The sequence below is a fragment of the Amycolatopsis iheyensis genome, from assembly GCF_024703995.1.
Lineage (GTDB): Bacteria > Actinomycetota > Actinomycetes > Mycobacteriales > Pseudonocardiaceae > Amycolatopsis > Amycolatopsis iheyensis.
In genome coordinates this window covers 109,732-136,695 of the sequence record NZ_JAMXQV010000014.1, presented here as the reverse complement: position 1 = coordinate 136,695, position 26,964 = coordinate 109,732, and the positions used below count along the sequence as shown (strand labels likewise).

Genomic DNA, 26,964 nt, shown 5'->3' with positions numbered 1-26,964 from the left:
ACTTGCGCTACGTTGCCGATCAACCTCAAACCGCAACCTCGCAGGTCGGCCGCACGTGCCAGACTGATGCCCCGAACGGTGGATGGGGGTCGAAGGATGAGCTGGCAGGAAGATCTGCGCCGACTCGACGCGGACCTGGCGGCCGGCCGGATCGAGCCGGCCGCGCACCGGAAACAACGCGACGAGCTGCTCGCGCAGGCGTCGGGTTCGACGGTGCCCTCACCGGTCCCCTCACCACTGCGGCGGCCCGCGACCGCGTGGCACAGCGCGAACCCCGCCGGGCCGCAACCACACCAGCAGCCGCCGGTCGACCCGCGGACCGCGCCGCCCCAGCGCATCGAGTCGCCGGCGGGCTGGCACAAGCGGCCGCAGCCGCCCCCGCCGTGGCAGCGCACCAATTCGGCGGCGCAGAAAACGCTCTCCCAGCACAGCAACGTGGTCCCGCCGGTCCCCGACCACCTCACGACGGCGCCGAGCCCGGCCGACATCAACCCGACCCGCTACATGAAGGTGGAAGGGCCGGCGCCGGACCCGATCAGCCGCTTCCCGCCGCTCGGCCGCCCGGTGCACCACCGGCCCGACGAGCCCGAAGAGGTGCCGGGCAAGCACCGTTCCGGCGACGGCCGGCGGCCGACCTGGCTGTTCCTCGGCCTCGGCGTGCTGGTCGTGCTGGCGCTGGTCGTCGGCGTGACCGCGTGGCTCGGCTCGGGTGACGACACGCCCTCGGCGAACGCCCCGGCGCCCGGGACGTCGTCGGCGTCCGGGATCAAGCCCGATCCGCTGGAGGACCGGCTGCCGAAGCTGCCCGGCGAGCAGAACCCGAACAACTCGACGTTGACGATCGCGAAGGCGCAGGAGCTCAAGCTGATCCCGGCGCCGACGGCGGAGCTGTTCACCTCCAACGGCGCCAAGGAGATGCTGTTCCGCGGCAGCTCCGACGGCGAGGTCAACTACCTCACCCTGGTCATCCCGACCGGCAGCGCCCAGAACGCGCAGACCGTCGTCGAGACGCTCTACCAGCAGGCGCTTTCGTCCGGGATGCGCCCGGTCGGCGCCGATGTCCGGACCATCTCCGGGAAGTTCGAGAACCAGTTCCTCAACACCAGCTGGTACGGCTCGGGCAGCAACGCCGTCGTCATCGGCGTCGGGCTGCCCTACCGGGGTCAGTCCGGGATGAGCGGCCAGCTGGACGGGATGTTGAAGCAGTTCGAAAGCGTCCTGCCGGCGGGCTGAGGGCCGAGGGTCACGAAACGACCCTCCGGGCCCCGGTGAGCAGGGCTGAGTGCACAATGATGCGTGAGCTGGCTCAGCTGGCAACCGCTGACGAGATAGGGGGCCGGGTTTGTCCTGGCAGGAGGAACTGCGCCGGTTGGACGAAGAGCTGGCCGCTGGCCAGATTTCGGCCGACGACTACCGGCTGCGCCGGGACAGTGTCCTGTCCGCGGCCGTCAACGCCGATCCCCAGGCCGCACCGGCTCAGGGTGGTCAGGCGGAGAGCACCCAGATCATCGCCCCGGTCAACGCGCCGCAGAGCGGGCCGACACCGGCGCAGCCCGGTGGCGCCACCGCGGCCGACCAGACCCAGATCGTGAACTCGAACTTCGGCGACGGCGAGCGCACCCAGGCCGTCAGCCAGGGCCCGCCGCAGGGCTGGGCCCCGGGCGCGCAGGCCGGCGACGCCGACCGCACGCAGGTCGTGCCGGGGGTGCCGCCGCAGTCGGTCGCCGGCGGCTACCGGCCGCAGGGCCAGGGCTCCGGTGGGTTCCCCGCCCAGCAGACCCCGCAGTACCACCCGCCGCAGGGCGGCCAGCAGCAGCAGATGCCGTGGAACGTGCCGAGCCAGGACACCAGCACCCCGTGGGGCGGCTCCGAGTTCCCGGCCGACACCAACTGGGTCGCGCAGGGCCCGGAGCCGTCGTTCGAGGCGGCCCCGGCCAAGGGCGGCAAGAAGGTCATCGCGATCGTGCTCGCCGTCGTCGTGCTGGCCGGCCTCGGCGTCGGCGGGTACTTCCTCTTCTCCGGCAACTCGGGTGGCGAAAACCCGCCGGTCGCGCAGTCTTCGAGCGCGGCGCCGAAGCCGACGCAGAAGCCGAAGGACGACCTCGAGATCGCGAAGCTGCCGGGGAACGTCCTGGCCACCAACGACTTCGCGTCCTTCGACGACCTCAAGGCGGCCAAGGCCCTCACCGAAGGCGAGTTCACCGCGCTCGCCGACGCGAACCCGACGAAGGCCCGCCAGTCGGTGTCCAAGCTGCCGTCCGGCGCGACCGCCGTCGTGCTGACCGTGCTGGCCTCCGACGCGTCCGCCGCGTCGAACGCCGTCGAGGGGCTGACCGACCAGCAGGTCAAGTTCAAGCTCGTCAAGTACACCGGCACCACGCCGCAGGGCGTCGAGGTCATGCAGCTGGACAAGGACGGTGTCGCCATCGTCCGCGCGCACTACGTCCACAAGCAGACGGTCGTGCGCGTGCACGTCGACGGGCCCGACATGGCCACCGTTTCGAAGGTGTTCGACGAAATCCTCGCGAAGCAGCTGGCCGAGCTGCCCGCCAGCAGCTGACATGCCGGGAAGCGGTCCCCGGATCACCGGCTGCACCGTCGTCACCGGGGACCGGCGGGCCGTCGCCGACGTGCTCGCCGCGTCCTACCGCGCGCACCACCCCGGCCACGGGTTCACCGTGCTCGCCGCCGACGGCGACGCGGTGCCCGCCCGGCTCGGCCTCGACCCGGACGAGTACCACCGGCTGGTCACCTGCCACGCCGGGGCGGACCTCGCCGACGTCCTGCGGCCGCTGCTCGTGCGCACCCTCCTCGACGAATACGACGTCGTCGTCCTGCTCGACCCCGAAGCCGAGGTGCACGCGCCGTTCGAGGACGTCAGCGTGCTCGCGGCCGAGCGCGGGCTGGTCGTCGCGGCGGCGCTGCTCGAGCCGTTGCCGGACGACGGCCTGGAGCCGGCGCAGGTGCCCGGCGTCTTCGACGGGTTCCTCGCCGCGGGTCAGGGCGCCCGGCCGTTCCTCGACCACTGGGCCGGGCAGGCCCGCCTGCGCTCGCCGCACCGGACCGAGCCGACCTGGCGGTGGCCGGACCTCGCGGCCGGGGTGTTCGACCCGCTCGTCGTGCGTGATCCCGGGCTGGCCGTCGGCTACTGGAACCTGCACGAGCGTTCCGGTCCGCCGAAGTTCCTCGTCTTCCGGGGCTACGACCCGGAAACGCCGTGGCTGCTGACCACCGACTGCGGGCACCGGCCGCGGGTCCGGCTGTCGGCGAACCCGGCGTTGCGCGCACTCTGCGAGAGCTACGGCGAGCGCGTCAAGTCCACCGAGGACACCGAAGCGCGGTACCAGGCGTTCGCCGACGGCACCCCGATCACGACCCAGATGCGGCAGCTCTACCACGACACCTGGAGCCGCGCGGAACACCTGCGCCACACGCCGGACCCGCTCGGCCGGGTCGCCGAGAAGCTGCCACCGCACCCGTTCGGCGAAGACGGCGGGCGCGCGTTCCGGCAGTGGCTGGCCGAACCCGCGTCGCCGCTCGACGCCGCCACCGGGCTGACCCGGCTGGCCGCGGCTGTCTGGCTGGCCCGCGTCGACCTGCAGGCGGTGTTCCCGCACCCGCGTGGCGCGGACCGGGCGAACTTCCGGCAGTGGTGCGCGACCCACGGCGCCGAGGAAGGCATCGTGCCCGAGTGGGCCGTGCCGGCCGAGCCGCCGGCGCCGGTCCCGCCGGTGCCCGACTTCGGTGTCAACGTCGCCGGCTACCTGACCGCCGAGCTCGGCATCGGCGAGATGGCGCGGGTGACCCAGCGGGCCATCGCCGCGGCCGGCGTGCCGATGGTGTCGGTCGTCGAGGAGCACTCGCTGTCCGGCTCGGTCCGCACCGGGCTCGCCGCGCCCGACGACGTCGGCGCGCCCCGGTTCGGCGTCAGCCTGCTGACCGTCAACTCGGACTTCACGCGGCTGATCCTCGACACCCACCCGGACACCGGCGCGGGCCGCTACCGGATCGGGCTGTGGGCGTGGGAGCTCGAGGACTTCCCGGCGAAGATGCACGACGGCTTCACGCTGGTCGACGAGATCTGGACGCCCAGCGACTTCGCGACCCGGGCGATCGCGGCGCACTCGCCGGTGCCGGTCCGGACCATTCCGGTGGGCGTGCCCGACCCCGGCGAGCCCACCCGCGATCCGGGTCCGGTCACGCAGTTCCTCTTCATCTTCGACTTCAACTCGACCGGCGGCCGGAAGAACCCGTGGGGGGTCGTCGAGGCGTTCCACCGCGCGTTCCCCGGCCGCGAAGACGTCCGGCTGGTGCTCAAGGCCACCAACGGGCACCTGAACACGCCCGCGGTCGAGCGCCTGCGCCGCGCCGTCGGGGGCGACCCGCGGATCGAGCTGCGGGAGCGTTATCTTACGGTGACCGAACTCGGCGCCCTGTATGCCGGGACCGACGCCTACGTGTCGCTGCACCGCAGCGAGGGATTCGGACTCACGGTCGCGGAGGCGATGGTCAGGGGGATACCGGTGATCGCCACCGACTATTCGGGCACGGCGGAGTTCTTCGGGTCCGAGCACGGCTGGCCGGTGCCGTACACGATGACCGACGTCGGCCCGGACTGGCCGCCGTACCAGCCCGAAGGCCGCTGGGCCGACCCCGATCTCGACGCCGCGGCCGCGGCCATGCGGGCCGTCGCCGACGACCGGGACGAGGCTCGCCGGCGCGGGCAGGCCGCCCGCGCGCACATCCTGCGCACGCGCTCGACCGACACCGCCGCGGCGTGGATGCGGGAGCGGCTGACCGAAGCCCACCAGACGTGGCTCGCCGGCCGGCCGCAGCCGGCGCCGCAGCGGCATCCGCTGGTCGCCGGCGCCCGCCGCGCGCTCCGGCCGGTCCGCGCCGCCGCCCGCCGGCTGGGGGTGACGTCGTGACGCGCACCGAAGGCCCGAAGCCCACGCTGCCGCCCGTCTACGAGGCGTTCCTCCCCCGCGAGCACGCGTTGTACCGGCCGCGCCACGGCCGCAAGCAGCTGGCCGCGTTGTTGTGCGCGACGATCTTCTTCGCCACGCCGGCCCTGTCGGCGATCCTCGGCGCGCGGCCGTCGGAGTTCGAGAACCGCAAGCTGACGCCGTTCCCGAGCATCGGCCAGGGCTGGTCGTTCTTCACGCAGCTCAGCGCCTGGACGACCGACCACCTGGTGTTCCGCGAGCAGGCGGTGCACGCCGCCGACGGCATCAGCCGCGGCGTGTTCGGCGAACCGCCGCCACTGCACCAGGAAAACCAGCAGGGCCCGCTGCAGGTGCCCGCCGACACCGCGCCCACGAAGATGGACCCGCGCCAGTTCCCCGACGTCATCGAGGGCAAGGACGGCTGGCTCTACCTCGGCGACGAGGCCACCAGCCACTGCGTTCAGGCGGTCGACCTCGACACGACGTTCGCCCGGCTGCGCAGCTTCCGCGACACGGTCGAGGCGTCCGGCCGGCAGTTCGTGGTCGTCGTCGCGCCGGACAAGATCGGCATGGTCCCGCAGCACCTGCCCGACAACTACCTGGGCAAGGACTGCCGCCAGAAGGTCGCCGACGACTTCTGGCGCCGGGTGGACGGCGAGAACTTCATGCTCGACGTCCGCGGCGGCATGCAGGACTGGGCGAACCGCAAGGGTGAGCCGCTCTACGGCCCGCAGGACGCGCACTGGGGTGACGAAGGCGCGATCACCGCGGTCCGCGCCGTCGCCGAGAAGCTGCGGCCGGGCATCAGCAAGAGCTGGCGGCTGCAGCCGAAGGCCGACTGGCAGCTGCCGGCCGACCTGCCGCCGTTGATCGGCAAGACCGGCGTCACCTCGGGCACGCACTACGCGCTGATGCCCGACGGCAGGACCGACCGGACCCGCACGATGCCGAGTGACTACGTCACGCCGGTGCACACCGACAGCACGAGCGGCGACGGCACCTACGGCCTGCGCACGGCCTGGATCGGCGACTCGTTCACCATCCGGGCCCTGCCCTACCTCGCCGCGTCGTTCGGCGACCTGACCGCGCTCCACACGAGCACGGCCGACCACGACAGCGGCGAGGAGATCGCGAACCTGCTTCAGCGCAGTGACGTCGTGGTGCTCGAGCTGACCGAGCGCGGGTTCACCTCCGGCTCGGTCTCGCTGCTGTCGCCGGCCGTGCAGAAGAACGTCTCGCGCAAGCTCAACCCATAGACCGGACCGGGGAACCCGAAATGCCTGCTGACCGCGTGGCCGCCGCACTGGCCCGCCTCGACGAACACCGCGAGCTGCACCTGCCGCTGCGCAAGAGCGACGTGCTGGGCCGGCTGGCCCTGAAGTTCCTGTGGAAGCGTCAGGTGAAGTGGCAGATCGAGGCCAACCTGGCGATCCGCGACGCGCTCGACGCCGTCCACCAGCAGACCCAGGGCGGCGAAGGCCGGCTCGTGCGGCACTCCGAGCTGGTCCACGAGATCGAGCAGCTGCGCCGGCACGACCAGACGATGACCGCCGGGCTCAACCAGCGGCTGTACTCCGGGCTGGGCCGGGTCGAGTCGCAGCTGAGCGAGCTCCGGTTGCGCCACGCGGAAAGCGCCGAGACCGGCGACGACGTCGAGCAGCGGCTGAAGGCCCTCGAGACGCAGGTCGCCGCGCTGACGTCGGCGGCCACCGACGTCCGGCTCCGGCACGCGCAGCTGGACCTCGCGCTCGACCGCGTCCGCGCCGGGGCGGAGCCCGCCGAAGTCGAAGCCGCCGACCGGGAGTCCTTCCTGGAGCTGGCGCTGATCGAGCTGCTCGACGGTCCCGCGGACCACGTCCGCGAAGCTCGCCGCGCTTACCTGCCGCTCGTCACCGGCCCGGTCTTCGACGTCGCGCCCGCCCGCGGCGAGTGGCTGGAAGTCCTGCGCTCGGCCGGGTTGCCGTTCACGACGGCCTCGGACAACGCGCTGGTCCGGAAGCACTGCGCCGGACTCGGCTTCGACGTCGAGGCCCGCGAGCCGCTGGCCGCGCTCGCCGCCCGGCCGCCGCGCTCGCTGGGCGCGGTGACGGCGTTCCGGTACGCCGAGCGCCTGGCGCCGGACGTCCTCGCGCGCTTCTTCGACCTCGCCGCGACGGCACTGCAGCCCGGTGGCGTGCTGGTCGTCGAGACGCCGGCGTCCGACGCCGACCTGAAGCTGGATCCGTTCGCGCGCAAGGCATTGCCCGCTGTCTACCTGCGGTTCCTCGCCGAAGCGTCCGGCTTCGCGGACGTCGAGGTCGCTTCGGTCGACGCCCCGCACGGGCTCGGCGAGCGGCTGCGCCTGGTCGCCCGCCGATGAGCAGGGCGCGGGCCGCGGTGTGGACACCGCTGCCGCCGCAGACCAGCGGCATCGCGGACTACAGCTACCGGCTGCTCGAAGCGCTTTCCGAACTCGTCGACGTCACCGCGGTGCACGAGTCGCCGTCGGCGCGCGTGCCCGACGGCGTCGAGCTACGGCAACCGGACGACCCCGGTGACGGCGTGCCGGTCTACCACATGGGCAACCACGCCGGGGTCCACGGCGAGATCTACCGCGAGGCCATCGAGAACCCCGGCGTCGTCGTGCTGCACGACCCGGCCCTGGTCGACTTCCACGCCGGGTACTTCGGCAGCTACACCAGTGACGCGTTCCGGGCGGAGGTGCGGTACGCGCACGGCCCGATCTGGGGCCACTCCACCGATCCCGCGCTGCTGCACGGCATGCCGGCCATCGAGGTCGACGGCGTCAAGACGCTCGACTACGCGACGCTGACAATGGAACGCCGGCTCGTCGCGAACAGCCGCGGGGTGCTCGTCCACGACCCGCACACGGCGAAGTTCCTGCAGGCGCGCTACCCCCAGGTCCCGGTGCACGCCGTGCCGCTCGGCGCGACCCTGCTCGACGGCTCCCGGCGCGACGCGATCCGCGCCGAGCTGGGCTGGACCGACGACCAGGTCGTGTTCGGCGTGTTCGGCAGCCTGGTCCGGTACAAGCGCGTCCCGGCCGCCGTGCTGGCCTTCGCCGAGCTGCGCCGCCGCTGGCCGAACGCGCGGCTCGTCGTCGCCGGGCACGCCGGCGAACCCGGGCTGCTGGAAGAACTTCGCGAGGTGATCGAGCAGAGCGGCGCGGCCGGGTCCGTCCACATCGAACTGTCGCCGGACGAAGGCCGGTTCGACGAGCTGATCCTGGCCACCGACGCGGTGATCAGCCTCCGCTGGCCGACCGCCGGCGAGACCAGCGCGGTGATGATGCAGGCCCTCGGCGCGGGGCGGACGGTGATCGCGAGCGACCTGCCGCAGCACCGCCACCTCGACCCGGCGTTCGTCTGGACCGTGCCGACCGACCCGGCGGGTGAGGCGGCCTGGCTCTACCGGCTGCTGGAACGCGGGATGGCCTGGCCGGAGGAGCTGCGCGCGGCCGGCGACCTGGCCCGGAAGTGGGTCCAGGACAACGCGAGCTGGCCGATCGCCGCCCAGGGTTACGCGAAGGCCATCGAGTCGGCACTGTCCGAACCGGCGCCCGAAGTGCGTCGAGACGGTGTGAACACCTTCGCCGACGCCCGCGCCAGCACGGGGTTGTCGGAATCGGCGCGGCGGCACATCCAGGCCCTCGCCGCCACGGGCACGAACCTCACCTACACCGAGTTCAACAGCCAGGCGCCGTACCGCTCGGTCGAAATCCCGCCGGACATCGCCGCACTGCGCCGCGGCAAGGAGTTCGACGTCGACCTCTGGATCGTCAACGTCAACGAGTGGCAGCTGATCCCCGAGCACGCGCTGGACCGGTACACGATCGCGTTGTGGGCGTGGGAACTTCCCGAACCCCCGCCGCACGCGCTGCCGCACCTGCCCGGCATCGACGAGCTGTGGGTGCTGTCGTCGTTCGTCTCGGACGCCTTCCGCACGGTCACCGACATCCCGATCCTCGTCGTGCCCAGCGTGATCCCGCCGGCCCCCGACAGCACGCCCGACCGGGCGCGGCTCGGGCTGCCCGAAGACGGCCTGATCGTGCTGTACACCTTCAGCGCGTCTTCGAGCGACGCGCGGAAGAACCCGTGGGCGCTGGTCGAGGCGTTCCGCCGCGCGTTCCCGCCGGAAGAGCGCGGCACGAAAGCCCACCTGGTGCTCAAGGTGAACAACCTCGAGCGCTTCCCGGAGCTGGACGCGGCGCTGACCGCGGCGGTCGCCTCCGTCGACGGCATCCTGCTGCGCCGCGAGATGTCCCGCGGCGACATGGACACGCTCCTCGCGAGCTGCGACATCTATGCGTCGCTGCACCGGTCCGAGGGGTTCGGGATGGGCATGGCCGAGGCGATGGCCATGGGCAAACCCGTGGTGGCCACCGGGTTCAGCGCCAACACCGACTACATGCCGCCGGGCTCGGCCGCGGTCGTCGGCTACGACGTCCGTCCGATCTCGAAGCACGACCACCGCTTCGGCGCCGAGTTCGGCGACTGGTACTCGGTCGGCCAGCTGTGGGCGGAGCCGGACCTCGACCAGGCCGCGCAGTGGCTGCGCCGGCTCGCCGACAGCCCCCGGCTGCGCGCGTCGATGGGTGCGCGGGCGATCGAGGCCATCCGCGACTGGTCCAGCCCGGCCGCGGTCGGCAAGGTCATGACGGACCGCTTGGCGCAGCTCGCGCGCGAACGTCAGTAGCGGCGGACGCCGGGCTGGGCTTCCAGCTCGGCGACGCGGTGTTCGAGCGCGGCCGCACGGCGGCGGTGCTCCTCGGCCGTCCGGCGGGCCTGCGCGAGCTCCCGCTGGGCGGCGTCCAGCTGCGCACCCAGCTCGCCACGGGCCTGTTGCGCCGCTTCCACCGTCTCTTCTAGCCGCCGGATGTAGGCGACTTCGGACGGCCGGGCCTGACGCAGCTGGTCCCGCTCCTCGCGGATCTCGAACGCCGCGTAGCGCTCGTAGTCGTCGAAGACGTTCGCGGGCGCGGCCAACGCCGCGAGCGCGTCGGAGTCCTCGGCCGGGGCGTAGAAGCGGTTGAGGCCGTCGAAGAGCCCACAGCGGTAGCCCGCGGCCAGCAGCATCGGCTCCCACTCGTCGTGGGCGGGCTTCGGCGAACCGGGCTCGGTCGCCTCGACGACCAGCACGCGCGGCCGGTGCCGGGTCCAGTCGGCGCCCTCGATCACCGCGCGTTCCGCGCCTTCGACGTCGACCTTGAGGAAGTCGACGGGTCCCGGGTGCCGGTCGAGCAGCTCGGCCAGCGTGACGACCTCGACCTCGACGTCCCGGACCGCCCAGTCCTCGCTGTACTGCTGGGCGAGCGAGTCGTCGACGGTCGCGCGGCCCCACTGGCCGTCGACGACGTGCAGCACGGTCGTGCCGGGCGCGGCCCCGACGGCGACGCGGACGTTGACGTCCTCGGGCCGCTCCCGGTCGAGCTCGTCGGCCAGCGCCGGCTCCGGCTCGACGTTGACGCCACGCCAGCCCAGGTCGTAGAAGTGCTTGGTCACCGAGTCGCGCGTCGGATAGCCGGCGCCCAAGTCGACATAGCGACCGTTGGCCTGGCCGGCGAAGACCCGGGCCAGGACGACGTCCTCCGCGTTCTGCGCGTAGGAGATCACGGGAGCGAGATCCCGGCCTTCTTGGCTTCGAGGTGCAGGTCGTGGTCGACCATCATGGCGACCAGGTCCTCGAAGCCGACCTCCGGCTTCCAGCCGAGCTCGGTGTGCGCCTTGGTGGCGTCGCCGACCAGGAGGTCGACCTCGGCCGGCCGGAAGAACCGCGGGTCCTGCTGGACGAACCGCTCCCAGTCGTCGATCCCGGCGTGCTTGAACGCGAGGTCGACGAAGTTCCGGACGCTGTGCGTGCGACCGGTCGCGACGACGTAGTCGCCCGGCTCGTCCTGCTGCAGCATCTGCCACATCGCGCGGACGTAGTCGCCGGCGAAGCCCCAGTCGCGGCGCGGGTCGAGGTTGCCGAGCATCAGGTTTTCCTGCAGGCCCAGCTTGATCCGCGCGACGGCGTTGGTGACCTTGCGGGTGACGAACTCGATGCCGCGACGCGGGCTCTCGTGGTTGAAGAGGATGCCCGAGCAGGCGAAGAGGCCGTAGCTGTCGCGGTAGTTGACCGTGATGTCGTGCCCGAACACCTTCGCCACGCCGTAGGGCGAGCGCGGGTAGAACGGCGTCTCCTCGGTCTGCGGCGACTCGCGGACCTTGCCGAACATCTCCGAGCTCGACGCCTGGTAGAAGCGGATCGGGTTGTTCTGGCTGCCGCCGACCATGCGGACCGCGTCGAGCAGCCGCAGCACCCCGAGCCCGGTGACGTTCGCGGTGAGCTCGGCCTGCTTGAAGCTCAGCGCGACGAAGGAGATCGCGCCCAGGTTGTAGACCTCGTCGGGCTGCACCTGTTCCAGGACGCCGACCAGGCTGGAGAGGTCCTGCAGGTCGCCCTCGACGATCTCGACGAACGGGTACTCCGTGCGGATCATGTCGATCCGGGGGTTGTTCTGCCCCTTGACCAGGCCGAAGACCTCGTACTGCTGCTCGTGGAGCAGCTCGGCGAGGTATTGCCCATCCTGACCGGTGATTCCGGTGATCAACGCACGACGCACCCGCTGAGGATAGCCGGGAAGCCACATCGACTTAGCCCGAAGGTGTGACTTCCGCCGTGTCGGTGAACGCGGTCCCACCCTCGGACGCCTTCTGAGCAGAGCATCGGCCGGGAGAGGAGGCCCCGTGATCTGGATCTGCCTGGTCAGCGTCCTCGCGCTCGTGTTCCTGGTCCGCGCCGTGCGGGTGGTCCGCCGGGTCAGGCGGGGCGACGCGGCGTGACCAGCCCCGACTCGTAGGCGAGCACCACCAGCTGAGCGCGGTCCCGGGCCCCGATCTTCGTCATGATCCGGCTGACGTGGGTGCGCGCCGTCGCCGTCGAAATCACCAGGTGGGCGGCGATTTCGTCGTTCGACATGCCGCCCGCGACCAGGCCGAGGACCTCACGCTCGCGGTCGGTGATCTCGCGGACGGCGCTGGTGTCGATGCGCCGGTTCTCCGGCCGGCCGACGAACTCCTGGATCAGCCGGCGCGTGACCGTCGGCGCCAGCAGGGCCTCGCCGCTCGCCACGACCCGCAGCGCACGCAGCAGCTCGACCGGCTCGGTGTCCTTCAGCAGGAACCCGCTGGCGCCCGCGCGCAGGGCCTCGTAGACGTACTCGTCGACGTCGAAGGTGGTCAGGACCAGCACCTTCGTCCCGGCGAGGTCGGGGTTCGCGGTGATCCGGCGGGTGGCTTCGAGGCCGTCGACGCCGGGCATCCGGACGTCCATCACGACGATGTCCGGCCGGTGCTCGACCGCGCCGGCGACGGCCTGCTCGCCGTCGCCGGCCTCGCCGACGACCTCGAAGCCGTCTTCGGTCTCCAGCAGCACGCGGAACCCGGCGCGGACCAGCACTTGGTCGTCGGCCAGCAGGACGCGGATCATGCTTCCCCCTCGATCGGTAGCTCGACGCGCACTTCGAACCCGCCGTCGACCGGCCCGGCGGTGCACTGCCCGCCGAGCGCGGCGGCGCGTTCGCACATGCCCCGCAGGCCGTGGCCGGGCGTCGGCTGGGCGGTGCCGCGGCCGTCGTCGCGCACTTTCATGACGAAAGTGCCGGGTTTCCGTTCGAATCGGACGTCGACGTGGTTCGGCTGGTCGGCGTGCCGCACGACGTTGGTCAGCGACTCCTGCAGGATCCGGTAGGCGGCGGCGTCCACGGGCGCCGGGAGGTCACCGGGCTCGCCGTGGACGTCGACCGTGAGCCCGGCGTCGCGCGCGTGTGCCAGCAGCTCGGCGGCCTGGGCGAGGCTCGGCGCGGGTGCCTTGTCCTCACCGCTGCGCAGCACGGCGAGGGTCGCGCGCAGGTCCTTGAGCGCGGACGCGCTGGCCGCCTTGATGTTCAGCAGCGCCTCCTTGGCCTGCTCGGGCCGCCGGTCGGCGACGTGCGCGGCGACCCCGGCCTGGACGTTGATCATGGCGAGGCTGTGCGCGACGACGTCGTGCACCTCACGGGCGATCCGCAGCCGTTCCTGCTCGGCGAGCCGGTGCCGGTGCTCGTCGGCCTGCTCGCGACGGGCGGCGACGGCGTCGAGCTGGTACCGGACGGCGGTCCCGACCCCGATCACGGCGGTCAGCCAGACGACGACGAAGGCGGCGCCGGCCTCCAGCACGAACGACCGGGTCATCACGACGTGCGCGACGTAGGCGGCGGCGAGCGCGGCGACTCCGGTGCTGCCCGCGGTGAGCGGCCCGCGTTGCCGGGTGAGCACGAACAACGCGATGGTCGGCACGAGGATGACCGGCCCGCCGGGCAGGCCGGAGGCGTAGTAGCCGAACGCGGAGCCGGCGGTGACCAGGAAGAGCGTCAGCGGGAAGCGGTGGACGAGCAGCAGGGTGAGCGTGGTGGCGACCAGCCACAGCGCGGCGCCCGCCGTCATCTTCGGCGCGGCGGGATCCCATCGGGAGGCACCGCTGGTCGCGCCGAGCACGAACCCCGTGACCACGATGGTGCGCACCACGCGCCCCACCCACGGTGACCAGCCCGGCTGCCATCTCATGTCGCGAAAACTACCGGTCGCGCCGGGTCCGCGCGTCCGTCACAGGGCGACAGTCCGCGTACGTCGTCAGTCGAACATCAGCGGGAGCTTCGCCGCTGTCTCGTCGTCTGCCGGGGTGTAGGTCGAGACCGTGATCTCCGAGCGGCGGCCCGAGTAGAGGTAGGTGAAGTTGAAGCGCAGCAGCCCGACGTCCGGGTGCAGGTACCGCTTGGTGCGGATCGGCTCGGAGTTGACGTCGTGGTGCGGCCACAGCTCGGCGAACAGCGGCGACTCGGCCTTCAGGCGCTTGACCAGGTTCTTCCACGCCGGCTCCGCGACGTGTTCGGCCATCGCCGCGCGGAAGGACGCGATCACGCGCGGGATGTTCGTCTCCCAGTCCAGCATCCGCTCGCGCCACTGCGGGTTGAGCAAGCACTGGACCAGGGTGTTGCGGTCTTCGAACGGGATCGCGTCGACGTCACCCATCAGCCAGGTGTAGCCGCGGTTGTAGCCGAGCAGGTCGCAGCGGGCGTTGCGCACCGCCACCGGGTACGGCTCCAGCTTCTTCAGCATCAGCTCCAGCTGCGGCGAAAGAACCTGGCAGTCCTTCTCGCTCTCCGGCTGGGGCGCGCCGGCCAGGCGGAAGAGGTGGGTGTGCTCGTGCGGGTCGAGCCGCAGGGTGCGGGCGACCGCCTGCAGCACCTGCTCGGACGCGTTGATGTCGCGGCCCTGCTCGAGCCACGTGTACCAGGTGACCCCGACACCGGCGAGCTGCGCGACCTCTTCGCGGCGCAGGCCCGGCGTCCGGCGGCGGCCCACGAGCGGGAGGCCGACCTGCTCGGGCGTGATCCGCTCGCGCCGGCTCCGCAGGAACCTCGCGAGCTCCTGGCGGCGGAGTTCGGATTCGACAGCGGTGGTCATGGTGCCATGATCGCACGCCATCGAACCTGGTACCAGGTAGTGATTGGTACCCGGATAAGCAGCAACTGGTACCAGGTTAAATCGAGGTCGATCGTAGTAGTCATGACCACGACTCAACTCGCGCCGATCTCGGCCAGAGCTCAATTTCGGCCGGGACTGACCCCCGCCGGCCTGGTCACGGTGCTGCTGGGGGCGGCGCTGCCCATCATCGACTTCTTCATCGTCAACGTCGCGCTGCCGACGATCAACGCGGATCTTCATGCGTCCACCGCCACCCTGGAGCTGGTGGTCGCGGCGTACGGGATCGCGTACGCGGTGCTCCTGGTGGTCGGCGGCCGCCTCGGCGACTCGTTCGGCCGTCGCCGGCTGTTCTTGACCGGGCTGTGGCTCTTCACGCTGACGTCCCTGGCCTGCGGACTCGCCCCGACGGCGACGACGCTGGTGATCGCCCGCGCCGCGCAGGGGGCGGCTTCGGCGTTGCTGCTGCCGCAGGTGCTCTCGATCATCCAGGCGACGACGTCGGGCGAAGAGCGTTCGCGGGCCCTGGGTCTCTTCGGAGCGACAGGCGGCCTCTCGACGGTCGTCGGGCAGTTGGCGGGCGGCGCCCTGGTGGCGGCGGACCTGTTCGGCACCGGCTGGCGGCCGATCTTCCTGGTGAACGTCCCGATCGGCCTGGTGGTGCTGGTGCTGGCCCGCCGCCTGCCGGAAAGCCGCGCGCACAACCCCCTGGGCGTCGACCGCCTCGGCACGGTGTTGCTGGCGGTGACGCTGATTTCGCTCCTGCTGCCGCTGATGGAGGGCCGCGCACTGGGCTGGCCGGCGTGGACGATCGCGCTCCTGGTGGTGTCCCCGTTCGCGGCGGCGGCGTTCGTCCACGTGGAACGGCGCATGGAACGACAGGGCGGCACACCGCTGCTGCCGCCGTCGGTGATGCGGCTGCCCAGCGTGCGAAGCGGGCTGATGGTGGCGGTGCCGTTCTTCGCGGCGTTCGGCTCGTTCATGTTCGTGTACGCGATGACGTTGCAGGAGGGCCTGCACTTCGGCCCGCTGGGCGCGGGCGGCGCGCTGACGCCGATGGCGGTCGCGTACTTCACGGTGTCGATGCTCAGCAGCCGGCTGGTGGCGCGGTACGGGCCGAAGGTGGTGCCGGTGGGCGGGGCCATCGTGGTGGTCGGCATGGTGGCGCTGCTGTGCACGACGCTGGCGGCCTGGCCTCAGGTGACCATTCTCGATCTGGCGCCGTCGATGGTGGCGATCGGCGTGGGCAACGGCCTCGCGATGACGACGTTGTTCCGGATCGTGCTGTCCCACGTGCCGACTGATTTGGCCGGGGTGGGGTCGGGTGTGATGACGACGAATCAGCAGACGTCGCTGGCGCTGGGTGTGGCCGTGCTGGGGAGTTTGTACGCGGGGTTCTCGGAGTCGCTGGGGACCCGGGACGCGTTCGCGCTGGTGATCGGGGTGGTGGCGGTGCTGGCGGCGATCGTGACCGTCACCGCGCGGCGGTTGCCGGACCCCCGGGTGTGACGGCGGAGAGGAAGGCGGACCACGCGGCCGGCGGCACTTCGAGTGCCCCGGCCGTGGGGGCTTTCGAGTCCCGGGCGGCAATGGCGCGGTCGCGGAAGGCCACCTCGACGCAATTGCCGTTCTCGCCGGAGCCGGCGCTGTAGCTGCTCTTGAGCCAGATCGCCACGGAGTTCGCCTCCTGGACTCGGATCACTTTTCGTCGATCAGCCGCCGGATCAGTGTGGCCGAGTCCTGATCATCCAATGCGCGATCGGCGAGGTGGGCGAACATCAGCCTAGCAGCGGAGACTTCGGCCTCCTTCTCGATCTGCAGCGAACCGAACCCGTATTCGATGTATGCCAGATCCGGCTCCGCCGGATCTGCGAACCTCGCCACCGTGAAATTGCTGCACAAGCCATCGTGCGAACCCGCCGACTCGGCGATGACCTGCACATCCACATTCGGCAGCTCGGCGGCATCGAGCAGCAACTTGAGCTGCTGCCGATCGCAGATCCGCCGCCGCAAGGCGGTCTCGTCGATGATCGCGTGCAGCCGCAGCGGAGGCTCCTCGCGGAGCCTCCGCTGCCGCTGCAACCGCACCTTCAACCGGTTCTCGAGGCGAGTCTCATCCAGCGGCTCGCGGGTGCCGGCGAAGGTGGCGCGCATGTACGACTCACCCTGAAGCAGCCCGGGTACGAAACCCAGCTCGTAGGTCAAGATCGCGCTCGCCTCGGCTTCCACGCTCACAAAACCGCGATCGCTCAGCCCGAAGGCCTGCCACCAGCCCTTCTCCTTCGCGTAGTCGAACATCCGCACGTACTCGCCGTAGTCCGAGCTGATGATCCCGTAGCGGTCGAGCAGCGCCAGGAAGTCGTTGTAGCCCGGGATGTGGCCCTGCTCGATCCGGCTCATCTTCGACGTGGAGAACCGCAACGGGCGGCCCGCGTCCTCTTGGCTCAGCCCGGCCGCCTCGCGTAGCTTGCGCAGGGTGCGGCCGAGCTGCCGTCGCCGGTAGGTCGGCTTGGTCCGCCGCTCCATGGTGGTCACCCCTCGCTGTCGATCAACCACGAATCGTAGGGCGGGCGTACCGATGTGGGATTCCCCGTTTATCGCCGTGTCGTGCTTACTTGCGGCGAGAACCTGCAGGTCATGGACGTCTACGGCTACCCCCACGAGCTCGAGTACCGGCGTGAGGCCGAGGGCGGGCGGGTGCACGAATACACCGAACTCGTCGATGACATGGGGTTCGTCCTCGAGCACCGCAGTGAGCGGTACCAAGGCTGGACCGTGCGGTACGGAACCGCCTGCGCGCACGACTACCTGTCCCGCAAACGCGCCCGGCCCGGGACCTTCGTCGTCTCCGTCTACCGGCTGTTTCCGGGGCGGCGGGACCACGTCGTCACCATCCGGGTGACCTGGCCGCCGAAAAAAGCCAAAGTTCACCCGTCGGAAAAGCCGCGCGCCGGACGACGATGAGGGTGTGACGGAACCTCGGGTACGACCGGACCCGGCCTTCGCGCTGCTCGGGCTGTACGAAACCGCGCTGCCGGAGGTCTACGGGTACCTGCTGTCCCGGTGCGGTGACCGCACGCTCGCCGAGGAACTCACTTCCGAGACGTTCCTCGGGGCGGTCGCCGCCTGTCGCAAGGAGTACGCACCTCCAGTGAGCACCGGGTGGCTGATCGGCGTCGCCCGGCACAAGCTCGCCGACCACTGGCGGCGCAAAGAACGTGAGGAACGCGGGCTGCGGCTGGTGCACGACAGCGAGCCGGACGTCGACGACCCGTGGGACGAGCAGCTCGACGCCCTGCGCGCCAGACAAGTGCTCGAAGCCCTCGGGCCGCACCACCGCGCGGCCTTGACCCTGCGGTACGTCGACGGCCTCGGCGTGCCCGAGGTCGCCGGCCACCTGGGGCGCAGCGTGCACGCCACCGAGGCGTTGCTCGTGCGGGCCCGTGCCGCGTTCCGGCGTGCCTACGAGGAGAAGGAGGGTCGCGATGCCTGAGCCTTACGACGCGCTTCGCAGGCCCTCCGAGCGGGTCGACCCCGACCCGGACTTCGCCGCCGAACTGCGCGACAACCTGCGTCGCGTCCTCTTGAACGGAGCCGATATGACCACCACGACTTCAGCGGCACCAACCGCCGCTTTGCGGTCCCTGACCCCGTACCTGGCCGTGTCCGACGCGCGGGCCGCGCTCGACTTCTACGTCGACGTCTTCGGCGCTGTGCGGCGAGGCGAACCGATCCTGATGGACGACGGCCGGATCGGGCACGCCGAGCTGGCCATCGGCGACGCCGTGCTGATGCTCGCCGAGGAGTACCCGGAGATCGGGCACGTCGCGCCGCAGGCCGGGGGCGCGTCGGTGCGGGTCGAGGTGCCGGACGCGGACGTCTCGGTGAACCGCGCGCTGGAGCTGGGCGCGACGCTGATCCGCGCGGTGAGCGACTCGCCGTACGGCCGGGGCGGCTCGTTCCGCGACCCGTTCGGCCAGCGCTGGCTGGTCTCGCAGGCGACTCCGCCCGCCGCGCCGTCGCCGGGCCAAGGCGAGGCCATGTACTTCACGTTCCAGGTGCCCGAAGCCGAGCCGGCGAAGTCGTTCTACGGCGCGGTGCTGGGCTGGGAGTTCACCCCGGGCCGGGTGCCGGACGCGTGGGGCTTCTCGGGCCCCGGCCTCGAAGGCGGCCTGTGGGCCGGCGACCGCCAGATCGGCTGGAAGCTGATGTTCGCGGTCGACGACCTCGACGCGGCTCTCGCGCGGGTGCGCGAACAGGGCGGCCGGGCGGGCGAGGTCGAGAACCACCCGTACGGGCTGACCGCCGACTGCGCCGACAACCAGGGCATCGAGTTCTGGCTCTGGCAGCAGCCCGCGCAGTGAGGAATCCCATCCGCCGGGTCGTGCGTTCGGGCGCACACTCGAAAGCATGGCCGGGCAATGGGTGCCGCGTGACCACGAGGAGCTGACCGCGGGGTGGCGGTTGTGGCTCGAGCTCGGCTCGTCGGTGTGGCCGAGGCCGGACTGGGACGGCACCCCGGACGAAGCCGTGCGCGGGCTACGGGATCTGGTGAAGGCGTGCGACGAAATCGCTTCCGCGGCCGAGGGGACCGAAGTGGCCGCGCTCGGGCGGTCGATGTACCTGGCCGCGAGCTGGACGTGCGAGCTGTGGTCCGGCGACACGACCGCGCTCGATGACGAGCGGATGGCCTTGCTGCACGGCGATCTCGCCGGGTTCGCCGACCATGCACTCGGCGTGCGGAGGTTGCTCGCCGAGGGCGGTGGCTGGACCTCGCTGACGCTCTAGCGGCCGGCCACGTGACCCCGGCGAGCTGATCGCCGGGTGGCTCGTGCGCTGGCCCCTCCACCCACCGAGGCGGTGCGGGGATTGCGCGAGCTGATGGGCGCCTGCGACGAGATCCTGGCCGTGGGTGGGTCGCCGGATGCCGCTGTCGCCGCGCTGGTGCCGTCGATGGACCTCACCGCGAGCTGGACGTGGAAGCTGTAGCCGCCCGCTCGACGACGAGCGCGCCGAGCTGCTGAACGGCGACTACGCCCTCGGCGTGCGGACACTGCGGCGGCTGGACTTCGCCGCGGAGTTGACGTGACCGGGCAGGTGCCGCGTGACCACGACGAGCTGACCGCAGGTGGCAGCGGTGGCTCGAACTCGGCTCGTCGGCGAGGATCTGGCCGAAACAGCCCCGCGGAAACGCCTGTCTGGGTCACTACCCAGCCCCCGCCCTCCTCTGGGGGCCGGCCCCGCTTCCAGCGTATCGGTGGTGGGGCTGAAAAACGGTGGTGCGGCAAATCTGTGGACAGCCGGAGTGGATGTGGACAACTCGGCTGTCGCGGGGCGATCGCGCTTGACAAGCAACTTCGCCGACCACGGCCGGGCTTCCCTTCAGCGCCCCGCCGCGTAGCCCTGCATGCCACGGGCGTTGGCCGCCGCCCGCAACAAGCCGTCCGAGCGGGAGACTGCCGACAAGCGGCCCAGTGCCCAGTCGCCCGCGTCGACCAGTGAATGGCCTCGGTCGCGGAGGGCGTCCATTGTGGACACTCCCAGCCGGGACTCGGCCACCAGCTCGCGCGGGTTCCACGAGCGCGGGTAGAACGAGCTCGGGAACGCCGTCGTGTGCCAGGCCGGCGCGTCGATCGACTCCTGGAGGTTCAGGCCGCCGTACACGTGGGCCAGCCAGAAACACAGCTGCCACTGGTCCTGCTGGTCGCCGCCCGGGGTGCCGAACGCCAGTGTCGGGGTGCCGTCGTGCAGTGCCAACGATGGCGACAGCGTGATGCGGGGGCGCTTGCGCGGGGCCAGTGAGTTCGGCAGCCCCTGCTCCAGCCAGAACATCTGGCCGCGGGAATCCAGGCAGAAGCCGAGCGACGGGATCGTGGGGCTCGACTGCAGCCAGCCTCCCGACGGCGTCAGGGACACCAGGTTGCCCGCCGCGTCGACGACGTCCAGGTGGACCGTGTCGCCGCGGGTCTGGCCCTGGGGGCCGACCGTCGGCTCGCCCGTCGCGCCGCCTTCGGCCCGCACCCCTTGCAGCGAGTCCAGGATCGCCGGGAGCCGGGCCGGGCCGCGGGCGTCGCCGGGCCGGAGTGCGGCAGACGCCGTGTCGCCGATCAAAGCCCGTCGGGAATCCGTATAAGCAGAAGACAGGAGCACGTCCAGCGGGACGTCCGTGTCGCCGTACCAGGCCTCGCGGTCCGCGAAGGCCAGCTTCGCCGCTTCGGTCGCCAGGTGCACCGTGCGTTCCGACGGGATTCCGTCCACATAGGACAGCTCGTCGCGGAGGCCGTGCAACAACAGCGCCTGCTGGAGCAGCGCCGGGCCCTGCGTCCAGCCGCCCATCTTCACCAGCCGCCAGTCGCCGACGTCCGCGGACGCCGGCTCCTCGTACGACGCCGACCACGACGCCAGGTCCTCGCCGGTCAGCAGGCCCGCGTGGTCGCGGCCCGAGTCGTCGCGGAACGCCTGGCGACTGAACGAATCGATCGCCTCAGCGACGAAACCCTGGGACCAGGCACGACGTCCGGCGTCGATCTGCGCTTCACGGCCCGAGACGACCTCCGCCTCGCGCAGCAGCCGCTCCCAGGTGTCGGCCAGCACGGGGTTCCTGTGCAGGCCGGACGCCGGCTTTCCGTCCGGCATCCACAACGCCGCCGACGTCGGCCAGTGCTCGGTGAACAACCGGGAGACCGCGCTGATCGTGTCGCCGACCCGCGACACCAGCGGGACGCCGTTGCGCGCGTACCCGATCGCGTACGACAACACCGACCGAAGCGGCTTCGTGCCGTAGTCGCGCAGCAGCAGGAGCCAGCCGTCCCAGGCGCCGGGGACGGTCGCCGGGAGCAGGCCGCTGCCCGGGATCAGGTCCAGGCCCAGCGACGCGAAGTGCGACGCGGTGGCCCCCGCGGGCGACGGCCCTTGGCTCGCCAGCGCCCGCGGGGTCGGGTCGTCCGCCGTCACGAAGAGGCCGGGCACCTGGCCCGCCGGGCCGCACAGGTGCGGCTCGGCGACCTGCAGGACGAACCCGGCGGCGACCGCCGCGTCGAACGCGTTGCCGCCGTCCTCCAGCACCGCCATCCCGGTGGCCGAGGCCAGCCAGTGCGTCGATGCCACCATCCCGAAGGTGCCGGCCAGCTCCGGCCTCGTCGTGAACATGCCCCCGATAGTACGCATTGCTAAGGAATTACCAAGCCGTCGGGCGACGCCGCTCCGGCTCGTACGGCTGCGTGATGATCTCCATCCCGTTCCCGCCGGGATCGAGGAAGTAGACACCACGGCCGCCGTGGTTGTGGTTGATTTCGCCGACCTGCTTCCCCATCGGGTCGGCGTGGTAGGTCACGCCGGTTTCGACGAGCCGCGCGAACACGGCGTCGAAGTCCGCTTCGGGGATCAGGAAGCAGTAGTGCTGCAGGCGAAGGTCGTCTTCGGGGATGGTCGCGAAGTCCAGGCGGACGCCGTTGCGGGTCTCGACCGGGATGAACGGACCCCACTCTTCGCCCACTTCCAGGCCGAGCAGGTTCGCCAGGAATTCGGCGGATTCCCGGTTGTTCCGGGACGGGACGATCAGATGGTTCAACTCAACGGAAACAGAAACTGACACGGGTGAAATGCCTCCGGGGCACTCCCGCCACCTCCATGCCTCACCCAGCCGGTGACCGACACGCGATGCCGTGCCGATCACCTTAACCGTCGAGGCGAAGTCAGGAAACCTTGATCCGCGCCGCCGCCCGCGGCCGCCCGACGCCCTGCCAGGACAGCCCGGCGTCGACGATCACCCGCGGGTCCAGCAGGTTCCGCGTGTCGACGACGTCGATGCCCTCCATCAGCTCGGCCATCGCGGCCCAGTCGAGGTGCTTGAACTCGGCCCACTCGGTCAGCACGACGACCACGTCCGCGTCCTTCGCGACCTGGTAGGCGTCGTCGACCACGGTCATCCCGGCGATGTCGCCGTCGACCGCCGGGTCGTAGGCGATCAGCTCGGCGCCCAGCGCGCACAGCACCGACGACACGGCGAGCGCGGGCGAGTCGCGCAGGTCGTTCGTGCCGGCCTTGAAGGCGAGGCCGAGCACGCCGATCCGGGCGCCGGCCAGCGTGCCGCCGACCGCGCCGGCGATCTTCGCGACGATCCGGTCGCGCTGGGCGATGTTCTCGTCGATGGCCGAGGTCAGCATCTTGAAGTCGTAGTTCACCGACTCGGCCACCTTGACCAGCGCGCTGGTGTCCTTCGGCAGGCAGGAGCCACCCCAGCCCGGGCCCGGCTTGAGGAACGTGCGGCCGATGCGGCGGTCGTGGCCCATGCCCTCGGTGACGAGGTCGATGTCCGCGTCGAGCCGTTCGCAGAGCTCGGCGATCGAGTTGACGTAGGACAGCTTCAGCGCGAGGAAGCAGTTCGCGGCGTACTTCACCAGCTCCGCGCTGGCCGCGTCGGCGACGACGACCGGGGCGTCGAGCTCGGCGTACAGCTCGCCGACCCAGTGCGCGGCCGCGCGGTCGTCCGAGCCGACCACGATCCGGTCCGGGCCGAGGAAGTCCGCGACCGCGGTGCCCTCGCGGAGGAACTCGGGGTTCGACACGACCGGCACGTCGGACCGGCCGAGCATCGCCTCGATCCGCTTCGAGGTGCCGACCGGCACGGTCGACTTGGTGACGAGCGCGCAGCCGGCGGGCAGGACGTCGCCGATCTCGGTGGTCACCGCCTCGACCGCGCGCAGGTCCGCGGAGCCGCCCGCGCCCATCGGCGTCGGCACGCAGAGGAAGACGGCTTCGGCGGTGCGGACCGCGTCCCGCGCGCCGACGACGAACTGGAGCCGCCCGGCCGCCAGCCCGCGGGCGACCAGCTCGGCCAGCCCCGGTTCGAGGATGTCCACGCGGCCGGCACTCAGCCGGGACACCTTCGCGCGGTCGACGTCCACGCAGGTGACGTTATGACCCAGGCCGGCCAGGCAGGCCCCCGTGGTCAGTCCGACGTAACCCGTTCCTACCACCACGATCCGAGCTGGCGTCATGCTGCTGAAGGTGACAGCCGGAGTTGACCACGACGCTAACGGAACCGGTCGCCCCCGGGAGCGGTGAGCGAAGACACGAACCTCCCATGCGAACGAGCGTTAACCTGAGGCGGCGAATCGGAGCACGAAGGGAACCGCAACGATGCAGATCACGGACACGGCGGCGCTGGTCACCGGGGGCGCGTCCGGCCTCGGCGGCGCGACGGCGAAGGCCCTCGCGGCCAAGGGCGCGAAGGTCTTCGCGCTCGACCTCGCGCCGTCCATCGAGAAGGCCGAGCAGGTCGACGGCATCACCTACGTCGAGGCCGACGTCACCGACGTCGAGCAGGTCGAGGCCGCCGTCGCGACCGCTTCGGGCTCCGGCGTGCCGCTGCGGACCGTGGTGAACTGCGCCGGCATCGGGCCGTCCGCGCGGATCCTGTCCAAGAAGGGCCGCCACGACCTCGCGCTGTACGCGAAGGTCATCCAGATCAACCTGGTCGGGACGTTCAACGTGCTGACCGTCGCGGCCGAGGCGATCGCGAAGACCGAGCCGCTCGAGGACGACGCCCGCGGCGTCATCATCAACACCGCGTCGATCGCGGCGTTCGACGGCCAGATCGGGCAGGTCGCCTACTCGTCGTCCAAGGGCGGCGTGGTCGGCATGACGCTCCCCGCGGCCCGCGACCTGGCCTCGCACGGCATCCGCGTGCTGACGATCGCCCCGGGCATCGTCGACACCCCGATGCTCGCCACGGTCAGCGAGGAGTTCCGCGCGACGCTCGCTGCCGGCATCCCGTTCCCGAAGCGCCTCGCGCGCCCGGACGAGTACGCGCAGCTCGCGCTGTCGCTGATCGACCACGACTACCTGAACGGCGAGGTCGTCCGCATGGACGGCTCGCTCCGGATGGCCCCGCGCTGACCTTCGGGGGCGGCACTTTCACGTGAAAGTGCCGCCCCCGAATCGTGGCTCAGCAGAAGACGTAGTGGATCGTGACCTGCGTCGACGTCGTTCCCGACGGCGCGTTCAGCGTGAACGACCGGGACGCGCCCTTCGGGCCGATCGAGGCGCTGTCGCTGACCCCGCCGTTGCTCCAGTGCGAGCGGACGTACGGGCACCGGCCGTCGGCCTTGTCGTCGGTCACCGTCCCGCTCACGGTCTTGTAGTTGTTGCACCACGTCCCCGACGCGTGCCCTTCGGCGATCTTGAGCGTCCAGTTCTCACAGGGAATCGCCTTCAGCTGAGCGCTCTGGGACGGCGTCGCGACGTCCGTGGCGACCGCGGCCCCCGCCACCGGAGCACCCAGCGCCAGCGCGCCGATCGCGGCCGCGCCGGCGGCCCCCCACTTCAGCACCTTCATCTCACCCTCCACTCGAATCGTGGTTCCGGACCAGGAGATCCGGGGTGACTCTGGCACCGCGGCCACCGGTGGGCGGCCTCCTTCGAACTCGCTCGAAACACTCCTGGCGGGCTAGGTGTCGCCGGAGGTGAGCACCGCCAGGCCGAGCGAAGTGATGACGTGGGTGGCGAGGTTCTCGTGGCGGTCGGTCGTGATGAGCCCGGCGTCGCGCAGGACGTTCGTGTGGTGGCTGACCGTCGCCGGGGCGACCCCCGCCTCGCGCGCCAGCCGCGTGGTGGTGCCGCCGGTGACGGCCGAACGCAGGATCGTGGCGCGGGTCGGCCCGAGCAGTGCGCTCACGCGGTCGCCGCCGCCGCGCGTGGCGGCCAGCAGGCGCGCCCCGGCGTCGATCGGGAACACCAGGACCGGGCGCAGCCGCGGGTCGGCCAGCGCCACCGGGTGGTGCACGCCGAAGTAGCTGGGGATCAGCACCAGGCCGCGGCCGCCGAGCCGCAGGTCGCGATCGACCGGGTAGTCGACGGTCAGCACCGGCGGCCGCCAGCTCGTCGCCGGGCCGAGCCAGCGCAGCAGGCCTTCGGGACCTTCCCGCAGGTACCGCTGGATGCCCTCGGCGCACGCGATGCGCACCCCGTTGCCGAACACGGGCAAGTCCGGCTCGAGCAGGGTGTCGAAGTAGACGTGCAACGCGCGGCACAGGTGGCGCACCGCGGCGGTCTTCCCGCGGGCGAGGTCGTCCAGCCACCGCGCGGCCGACGCTCCGGCCGGCCGCAGCCGCCCGATTTCCTCGCGGACCCGCCGCGGCGAAGCCGACAGCACCGCCTCGGCGCCTTCGCCGATGTCACGCACGGCCGTGGTGGGCGTGAGGAAGTCCGGGAAGTAGGCGGCGTGCGGTGCCACGGTCGTCACCGTGTGCACCGCGAGCCGGACCGCCCGCGCGTCGCGCATCCGCTCACGCACCCGGCGGCGCCAGTGGTTCAACGGCAACCCGCCGTCGCCGTGCTGCAGGACCTGCGCGCTGCCGACGACCTCCCAGAGCAGGTCGAGCTCCGGTCTCAGCCTTGTGCGCGCGAGATCGGCGTCGGTGAAGTGGACCCGCAACTGCGGCACGTCGTCCCCCCGGACCCCTCGACGACCACGAAGCACCTGCCTGTCCAGGTGTTCGCGACGCGGCGCCCAAGTACCGGCGTCAGCCGATAGGAGCAGGCCCCCGGGTAAGCCGGACTTCCAGGCCGATGCCGTCCGTCGTCACCGAGCAGCCACCGAAAGCGCTTTCGGCGGCCAGCGCCTCGAACTGCTCGCGGGTGAACGCGCGGCGCCGCAGCCAGCCCAGCGTCTGCCGGACCGTGAAGCTGCTGACCACGCCGACATTCATCGACGCGACCTCGCGGCCGATGTCGGCGCCGGTGGCCTCGTGGTTGAGGTCGTGGATCACCGCGAACCCGCCCGGGCGCAGCACGCGGTGCATCTCGTTCAGCGCGGCCACCGGCTGCCGGAAGTTCTTGAACGCGGCCTGGCAGACCAGGAAGTCGAACGACTCCGCGTCGAACGGCGCGTGCGTGATGTCGCCTTGGCGGAAGTCGATCGCCAGGTCCGCGCGGTTTTCCCGGGCGATCTCGACCATCGTGTGGCTGATGTCGAGCCCGGTGACGTGGAAGCCGCGCTTGGCCAGCTCGATGGCGAAGAAGCCGGGCCCGGGCGCGACCTCCAGGATGTCGGCGCCCTCGGGCCAGCCCGACGTGACCTCGGCGGCCTGGCGGCGGTACTGCGTGAGCTGGGCCGCCGTGCCGCGGTTCTTGGCGTACCAGCGGGCCTGGAAGCCCTCCATCTCGGGCACCCGGTGCTTGCGGGTCGTCTCCATGGTTCCTACCTCTCCACGAACTCTCCCAGATCGTCCGGCGGTTCCCGGTCGAGCGTGCCGACGAGCTCGCGGACCCAGTCCTCGAACTCCGCCCGCCCGGCCTGAGTGATCCGGTAGACGATCCGCTCGGGCCGAGCTTGGCGCACTGCACGACACCGGGAAGTGGTGAGTCGAGGTTCGCGATGGAGGTTCAGCGAACGGGCTTGATCAAGCAGTTCGGCACCCCCACCACACTGCTTGATGACGAACTTCGTACGCGTGAGGCGCACTCGAACAACCTGAACAGTACCGGTGGTCGTTTCGGCCGACAAGTGTCTT

Annotated in this window: 27 protein-coding genes; 13 read left to right on the top strand and 14 right to left on the bottom strand. The window is 71.4% G+C overall.

All coding sequences use genetic code 11. The features are described 5' to 3' along the window. The first annotated feature begins 96 nt into the window (after positions 1 to 96). The 6 genes from M8542_RS25960 (at position 97) to M8542_RS25935 (ending at position 9,641) form a co-directional block, all read left to right on the top strand. Positions 97 to 1,233 carry a hypothetical protein gene (locus M8542_RS25960; protein WP_257922846.1) on the top strand — a complete coding sequence of 379 codons (1,137 nt, stop codon included), beginning with the start codon at positions 97 to 99 and terminating at the stop codon, positions 1,231 to 1,233. A 109-nt stretch (positions 1,234 to 1,342) separates the two neighbouring features. Next, the gene (locus M8542_RS25955) at positions 1,343 to 2,560 is read left to right on the top strand and encodes a hypothetical protein (RefSeq protein ID WP_257922845.1); all 1,218 of its coding nucleotides are present in this window, start codon (positions 1,343 to 1,345) and stop codon (positions 2,558 to 2,560) included. Position 2,561: 1 nt separating this feature from the next. Beyond that, complete coding sequence (locus M8542_RS25950; protein ID WP_257922844.1) at positions 2,562 to 4,928, top strand: glycosyltransferase; 2,367 nt, start codon at positions 2,562 to 2,564, stop codon at positions 4,926 to 4,928. Next, positions 4,925 to 6,202 (top strand): alginate O-acetyltransferase AlgX-related protein, encoded by a 1,278-nt coding sequence (locus tag M8542_RS25945; RefSeq protein ID WP_257922843.1) that lies wholly within the window; start codon positions 4,925 to 4,927, stop codon positions 6,200 to 6,202. The genes M8542_RS25950 and M8542_RS25945 overlap by 4 nt, the downstream gene beginning before the upstream one ends. A gap of 20 nt (positions 6,203 to 6,222) precedes the next feature. Then, a complete protein-coding gene (locus tag M8542_RS25940; protein ID WP_257922842.1) occupies positions 6,223 to 7,305 on the top strand; it encodes a hypothetical protein in 1,083 nt (360 codons plus the stop codon). Next, the gene (locus tag M8542_RS25935) at positions 7,302 to 9,641 is read left to right on the top strand and encodes a glycosyltransferase family 4 protein (RefSeq protein WP_257922841.1); all 2,340 of its coding nucleotides are present in this window, start codon (positions 7,302 to 7,304) and stop codon (positions 9,639 to 9,641) included. The genes M8542_RS25940 and M8542_RS25935 overlap by 4 nt, the downstream gene beginning before the upstream one ends. On the opposite strand, the gene M8542_RS25930 is transcribed toward M8542_RS25935, so the two are convergent. From M8542_RS25930 to M8542_RS25910, 5 genes are all read right to left on the bottom strand, one after another. Then, entirely contained in the window at positions 9,635 to 10,558 is a 924-nt protein-coding gene (locus M8542_RS25930; protein WP_257922840.1) for an FkbM family methyltransferase, read from the bottom strand. The genes M8542_RS25935 and M8542_RS25930 overlap by 7 nt on opposite strands. Continuing rightward, positions 10,555 to 11,550 (bottom strand): GDP-mannose 4,6-dehydratase, encoded by a 996-nt coding sequence (gmd, locus tag M8542_RS25925; protein ID WP_257922839.1) that lies wholly within the window; start codon positions 11,548 to 11,550, stop codon positions 10,555 to 10,557. Before gmd ends, M8542_RS25930 begins: the two co-directional genes overlap by 4 nt. A gap of 197 nt (positions 11,551 to 11,747) precedes the next feature. Further along, complete coding sequence (locus M8542_RS25920) at positions 11,748 to 12,416, bottom strand: response regulator (RefSeq protein ID WP_257922838.1); 669 nt, start codon at positions 12,414 to 12,416, stop codon at positions 11,748 to 11,750. Further along, a complete protein-coding gene (locus M8542_RS25915; protein ID WP_257922837.1) occupies positions 12,413 to 13,531 on the bottom strand; it encodes a sensor histidine kinase in 1,119 nt (372 codons plus the stop codon). Before M8542_RS25915 ends, M8542_RS25920 begins: the two co-directional genes overlap by 4 nt. A gap of 66 nt (positions 13,532 to 13,597) precedes the next feature. Then, positions 13,598 to 14,431 (bottom strand): helix-turn-helix transcriptional regulator, encoded by an 834-nt coding sequence (locus M8542_RS25910; protein WP_257922836.1) that lies wholly within the window; start codon positions 14,429 to 14,431, stop codon positions 13,598 to 13,600. A gap of 102 nt (positions 14,432 to 14,533) precedes the next feature. On the opposite strand from M8542_RS25910, the gene M8542_RS25905 reads away from it, so the two are divergent. Beyond that, positions 14,534 to 15,958, top strand: coding sequence for an MFS transporter (locus M8542_RS25905; RefSeq protein WP_257922835.1), 1,425 nt, complete (start codon positions 14,534 to 14,536; stop codon positions 15,956 to 15,958). On the opposite strand, the gene M8542_RS25900 is transcribed toward M8542_RS25905, so the two are convergent. Together M8542_RS25900 and M8542_RS25895 are read right to left on the bottom strand one after the other, a co-directional pair. After that, positions 15,924 to 16,124 (bottom strand): DUF397 domain-containing protein, encoded by a 201-nt coding sequence (locus M8542_RS25900; RefSeq protein WP_257922834.1) that lies wholly within the window; start codon positions 16,122 to 16,124, stop codon positions 15,924 to 15,926. The two genes, M8542_RS25905 and M8542_RS25900, sit on opposite strands and share 35 nt — an antisense overlap. A 23-nt stretch (positions 16,125 to 16,147) precedes the next feature. Then, a complete protein-coding gene (locus M8542_RS25895; protein ID WP_257922975.1) occupies positions 16,148 to 16,975 on the bottom strand; it encodes a helix-turn-helix domain-containing protein in 828 nt (275 codons plus the stop codon). Between the two features lie 111 nt (positions 16,976 to 17,086). Between M8542_RS25895 and M8542_RS25890 the strand changes: the two genes are divergently transcribed. The 5 genes from M8542_RS25890 to M8542_RS25870 are packed head-to-tail and all read left to right on the top strand — an operon-like array spanning position 17,087 to position 19,438. Beyond that, positions 17,087 to 17,413, top strand: coding sequence for a hypothetical protein (locus M8542_RS25890; RefSeq protein WP_257922833.1), 327 nt, complete (start codon positions 17,087 to 17,089; stop codon positions 17,411 to 17,413). A 4-nt stretch (positions 17,414 to 17,417) separates the two neighbouring features. Further along, positions 17,418 to 17,942, top strand: coding sequence for an RNA polymerase sigma factor (locus M8542_RS25885; RefSeq protein ID WP_257922832.1), 525 nt, complete (start codon positions 17,418 to 17,420; stop codon positions 17,940 to 17,942). Then, entirely contained in the window at positions 17,935 to 18,813 is an 879-nt protein-coding gene (locus M8542_RS25880; protein ID WP_257922831.1) for a VOC family protein, read from the top strand. The genes M8542_RS25885 and M8542_RS25880 overlap by 8 nt, the downstream gene beginning before the upstream one ends. A gap of 46 nt (positions 18,814 to 18,859) precedes the next feature. Next, complete coding sequence (locus M8542_RS25875) at positions 18,860 to 19,237, top strand: hypothetical protein (protein ID WP_257922830.1); 378 nt, start codon at positions 18,860 to 18,862, stop codon at positions 19,235 to 19,237. Positions 19,238 to 19,273: 36 nt separating this feature from the next. After that, entirely contained in the window at positions 19,274 to 19,438 is a 165-nt protein-coding gene (locus M8542_RS25870) for a hypothetical protein (RefSeq protein WP_257922829.1), read from the top strand. A 393-nt stretch (positions 19,439 to 19,831) separates the two neighbouring features. Here M8542_RS25870 and M8542_RS25865 read toward each other — a convergent pair whose 3' ends face one another. From M8542_RS25865 to M8542_RS25855, 3 genes are all read right to left on the bottom strand, one after another. Next, a complete protein-coding gene (locus M8542_RS25865) occupies positions 19,832 to 21,598 on the bottom strand; it encodes a gamma-glutamyltransferase family protein (protein WP_257922828.1) in 1,767 nt (588 codons plus the stop codon). Between the two features lie 28 nt (positions 21,599 to 21,626). Beyond that, the gene (locus M8542_RS25860) at positions 21,627 to 22,019 is read right to left on the bottom strand and encodes a VOC family protein (protein ID WP_308210287.1); all 393 of its coding nucleotides are present in this window, start codon (positions 22,017 to 22,019) and stop codon (positions 21,627 to 21,629) included. 124 nt (positions 22,020 to 22,143) lie between these two features. Then, positions 22,144 to 23,448: a UDP-glucose dehydrogenase family protein gene (locus M8542_RS25855; protein ID WP_257922827.1), complete on the bottom strand. Its 1,305-nt coding sequence runs from the start codon at positions 23,446 to 23,448 to the stop codon at positions 22,144 to 22,146. 142 nt (positions 23,449 to 23,590) lie between these two features. Between M8542_RS25855 and M8542_RS25850 the strand changes: the two genes are divergently transcribed. Then, positions 23,591 to 24,349, top strand: coding sequence for an SDR family NAD(P)-dependent oxidoreductase (locus tag M8542_RS25850; protein ID WP_257922826.1), 759 nt, complete (start codon positions 23,591 to 23,593; stop codon positions 24,347 to 24,349). Between the two features lie 49 nt (positions 24,350 to 24,398). On the opposite strand, the gene M8542_RS25845 is transcribed toward M8542_RS25850, so the two are convergent. The 4 genes from M8542_RS25845 to M8542_RS25830 all read right to left on the bottom strand — a co-directional run bounded on the left by M8542_RS25845 (position 24,399) and on the right by M8542_RS25830 (position 26,792). Continuing rightward, positions 24,399 to 24,788 (bottom strand): hypothetical protein, encoded by a 390-nt coding sequence (locus tag M8542_RS25845; protein WP_257922825.1) that lies wholly within the window; start codon positions 24,786 to 24,788, stop codon positions 24,399 to 24,401. 111 nt (positions 24,789 to 24,899) lie between these two features. Then, the gene (locus M8542_RS25840) at positions 24,900 to 25,895 is read right to left on the bottom strand and encodes an ArsR/SmtB family transcription factor (protein ID WP_257922824.1); all 996 of its coding nucleotides are present in this window, start codon (positions 25,893 to 25,895) and stop codon (positions 24,900 to 24,902) included. Positions 25,896 to 25,974: 79 nt separating this feature from the next. Next, entirely contained in the window at positions 25,975 to 26,646 is a 672-nt protein-coding gene (locus M8542_RS25835; RefSeq protein WP_257922823.1) for a class I SAM-dependent methyltransferase, read from the bottom strand. Between the two features lie 5 nt (positions 26,647 to 26,651). Then, positions 26,652 to 26,792 carry a helix-turn-helix domain-containing protein gene (locus M8542_RS25830; protein WP_257922822.1) on the bottom strand — a complete coding sequence of 47 codons (141 nt, stop codon included), beginning with the start codon at positions 26,790 to 26,792 and terminating at the stop codon, positions 26,652 to 26,654. Between the last annotated feature and the right edge of the window lie 172 nt (positions 26,793 to 26,964).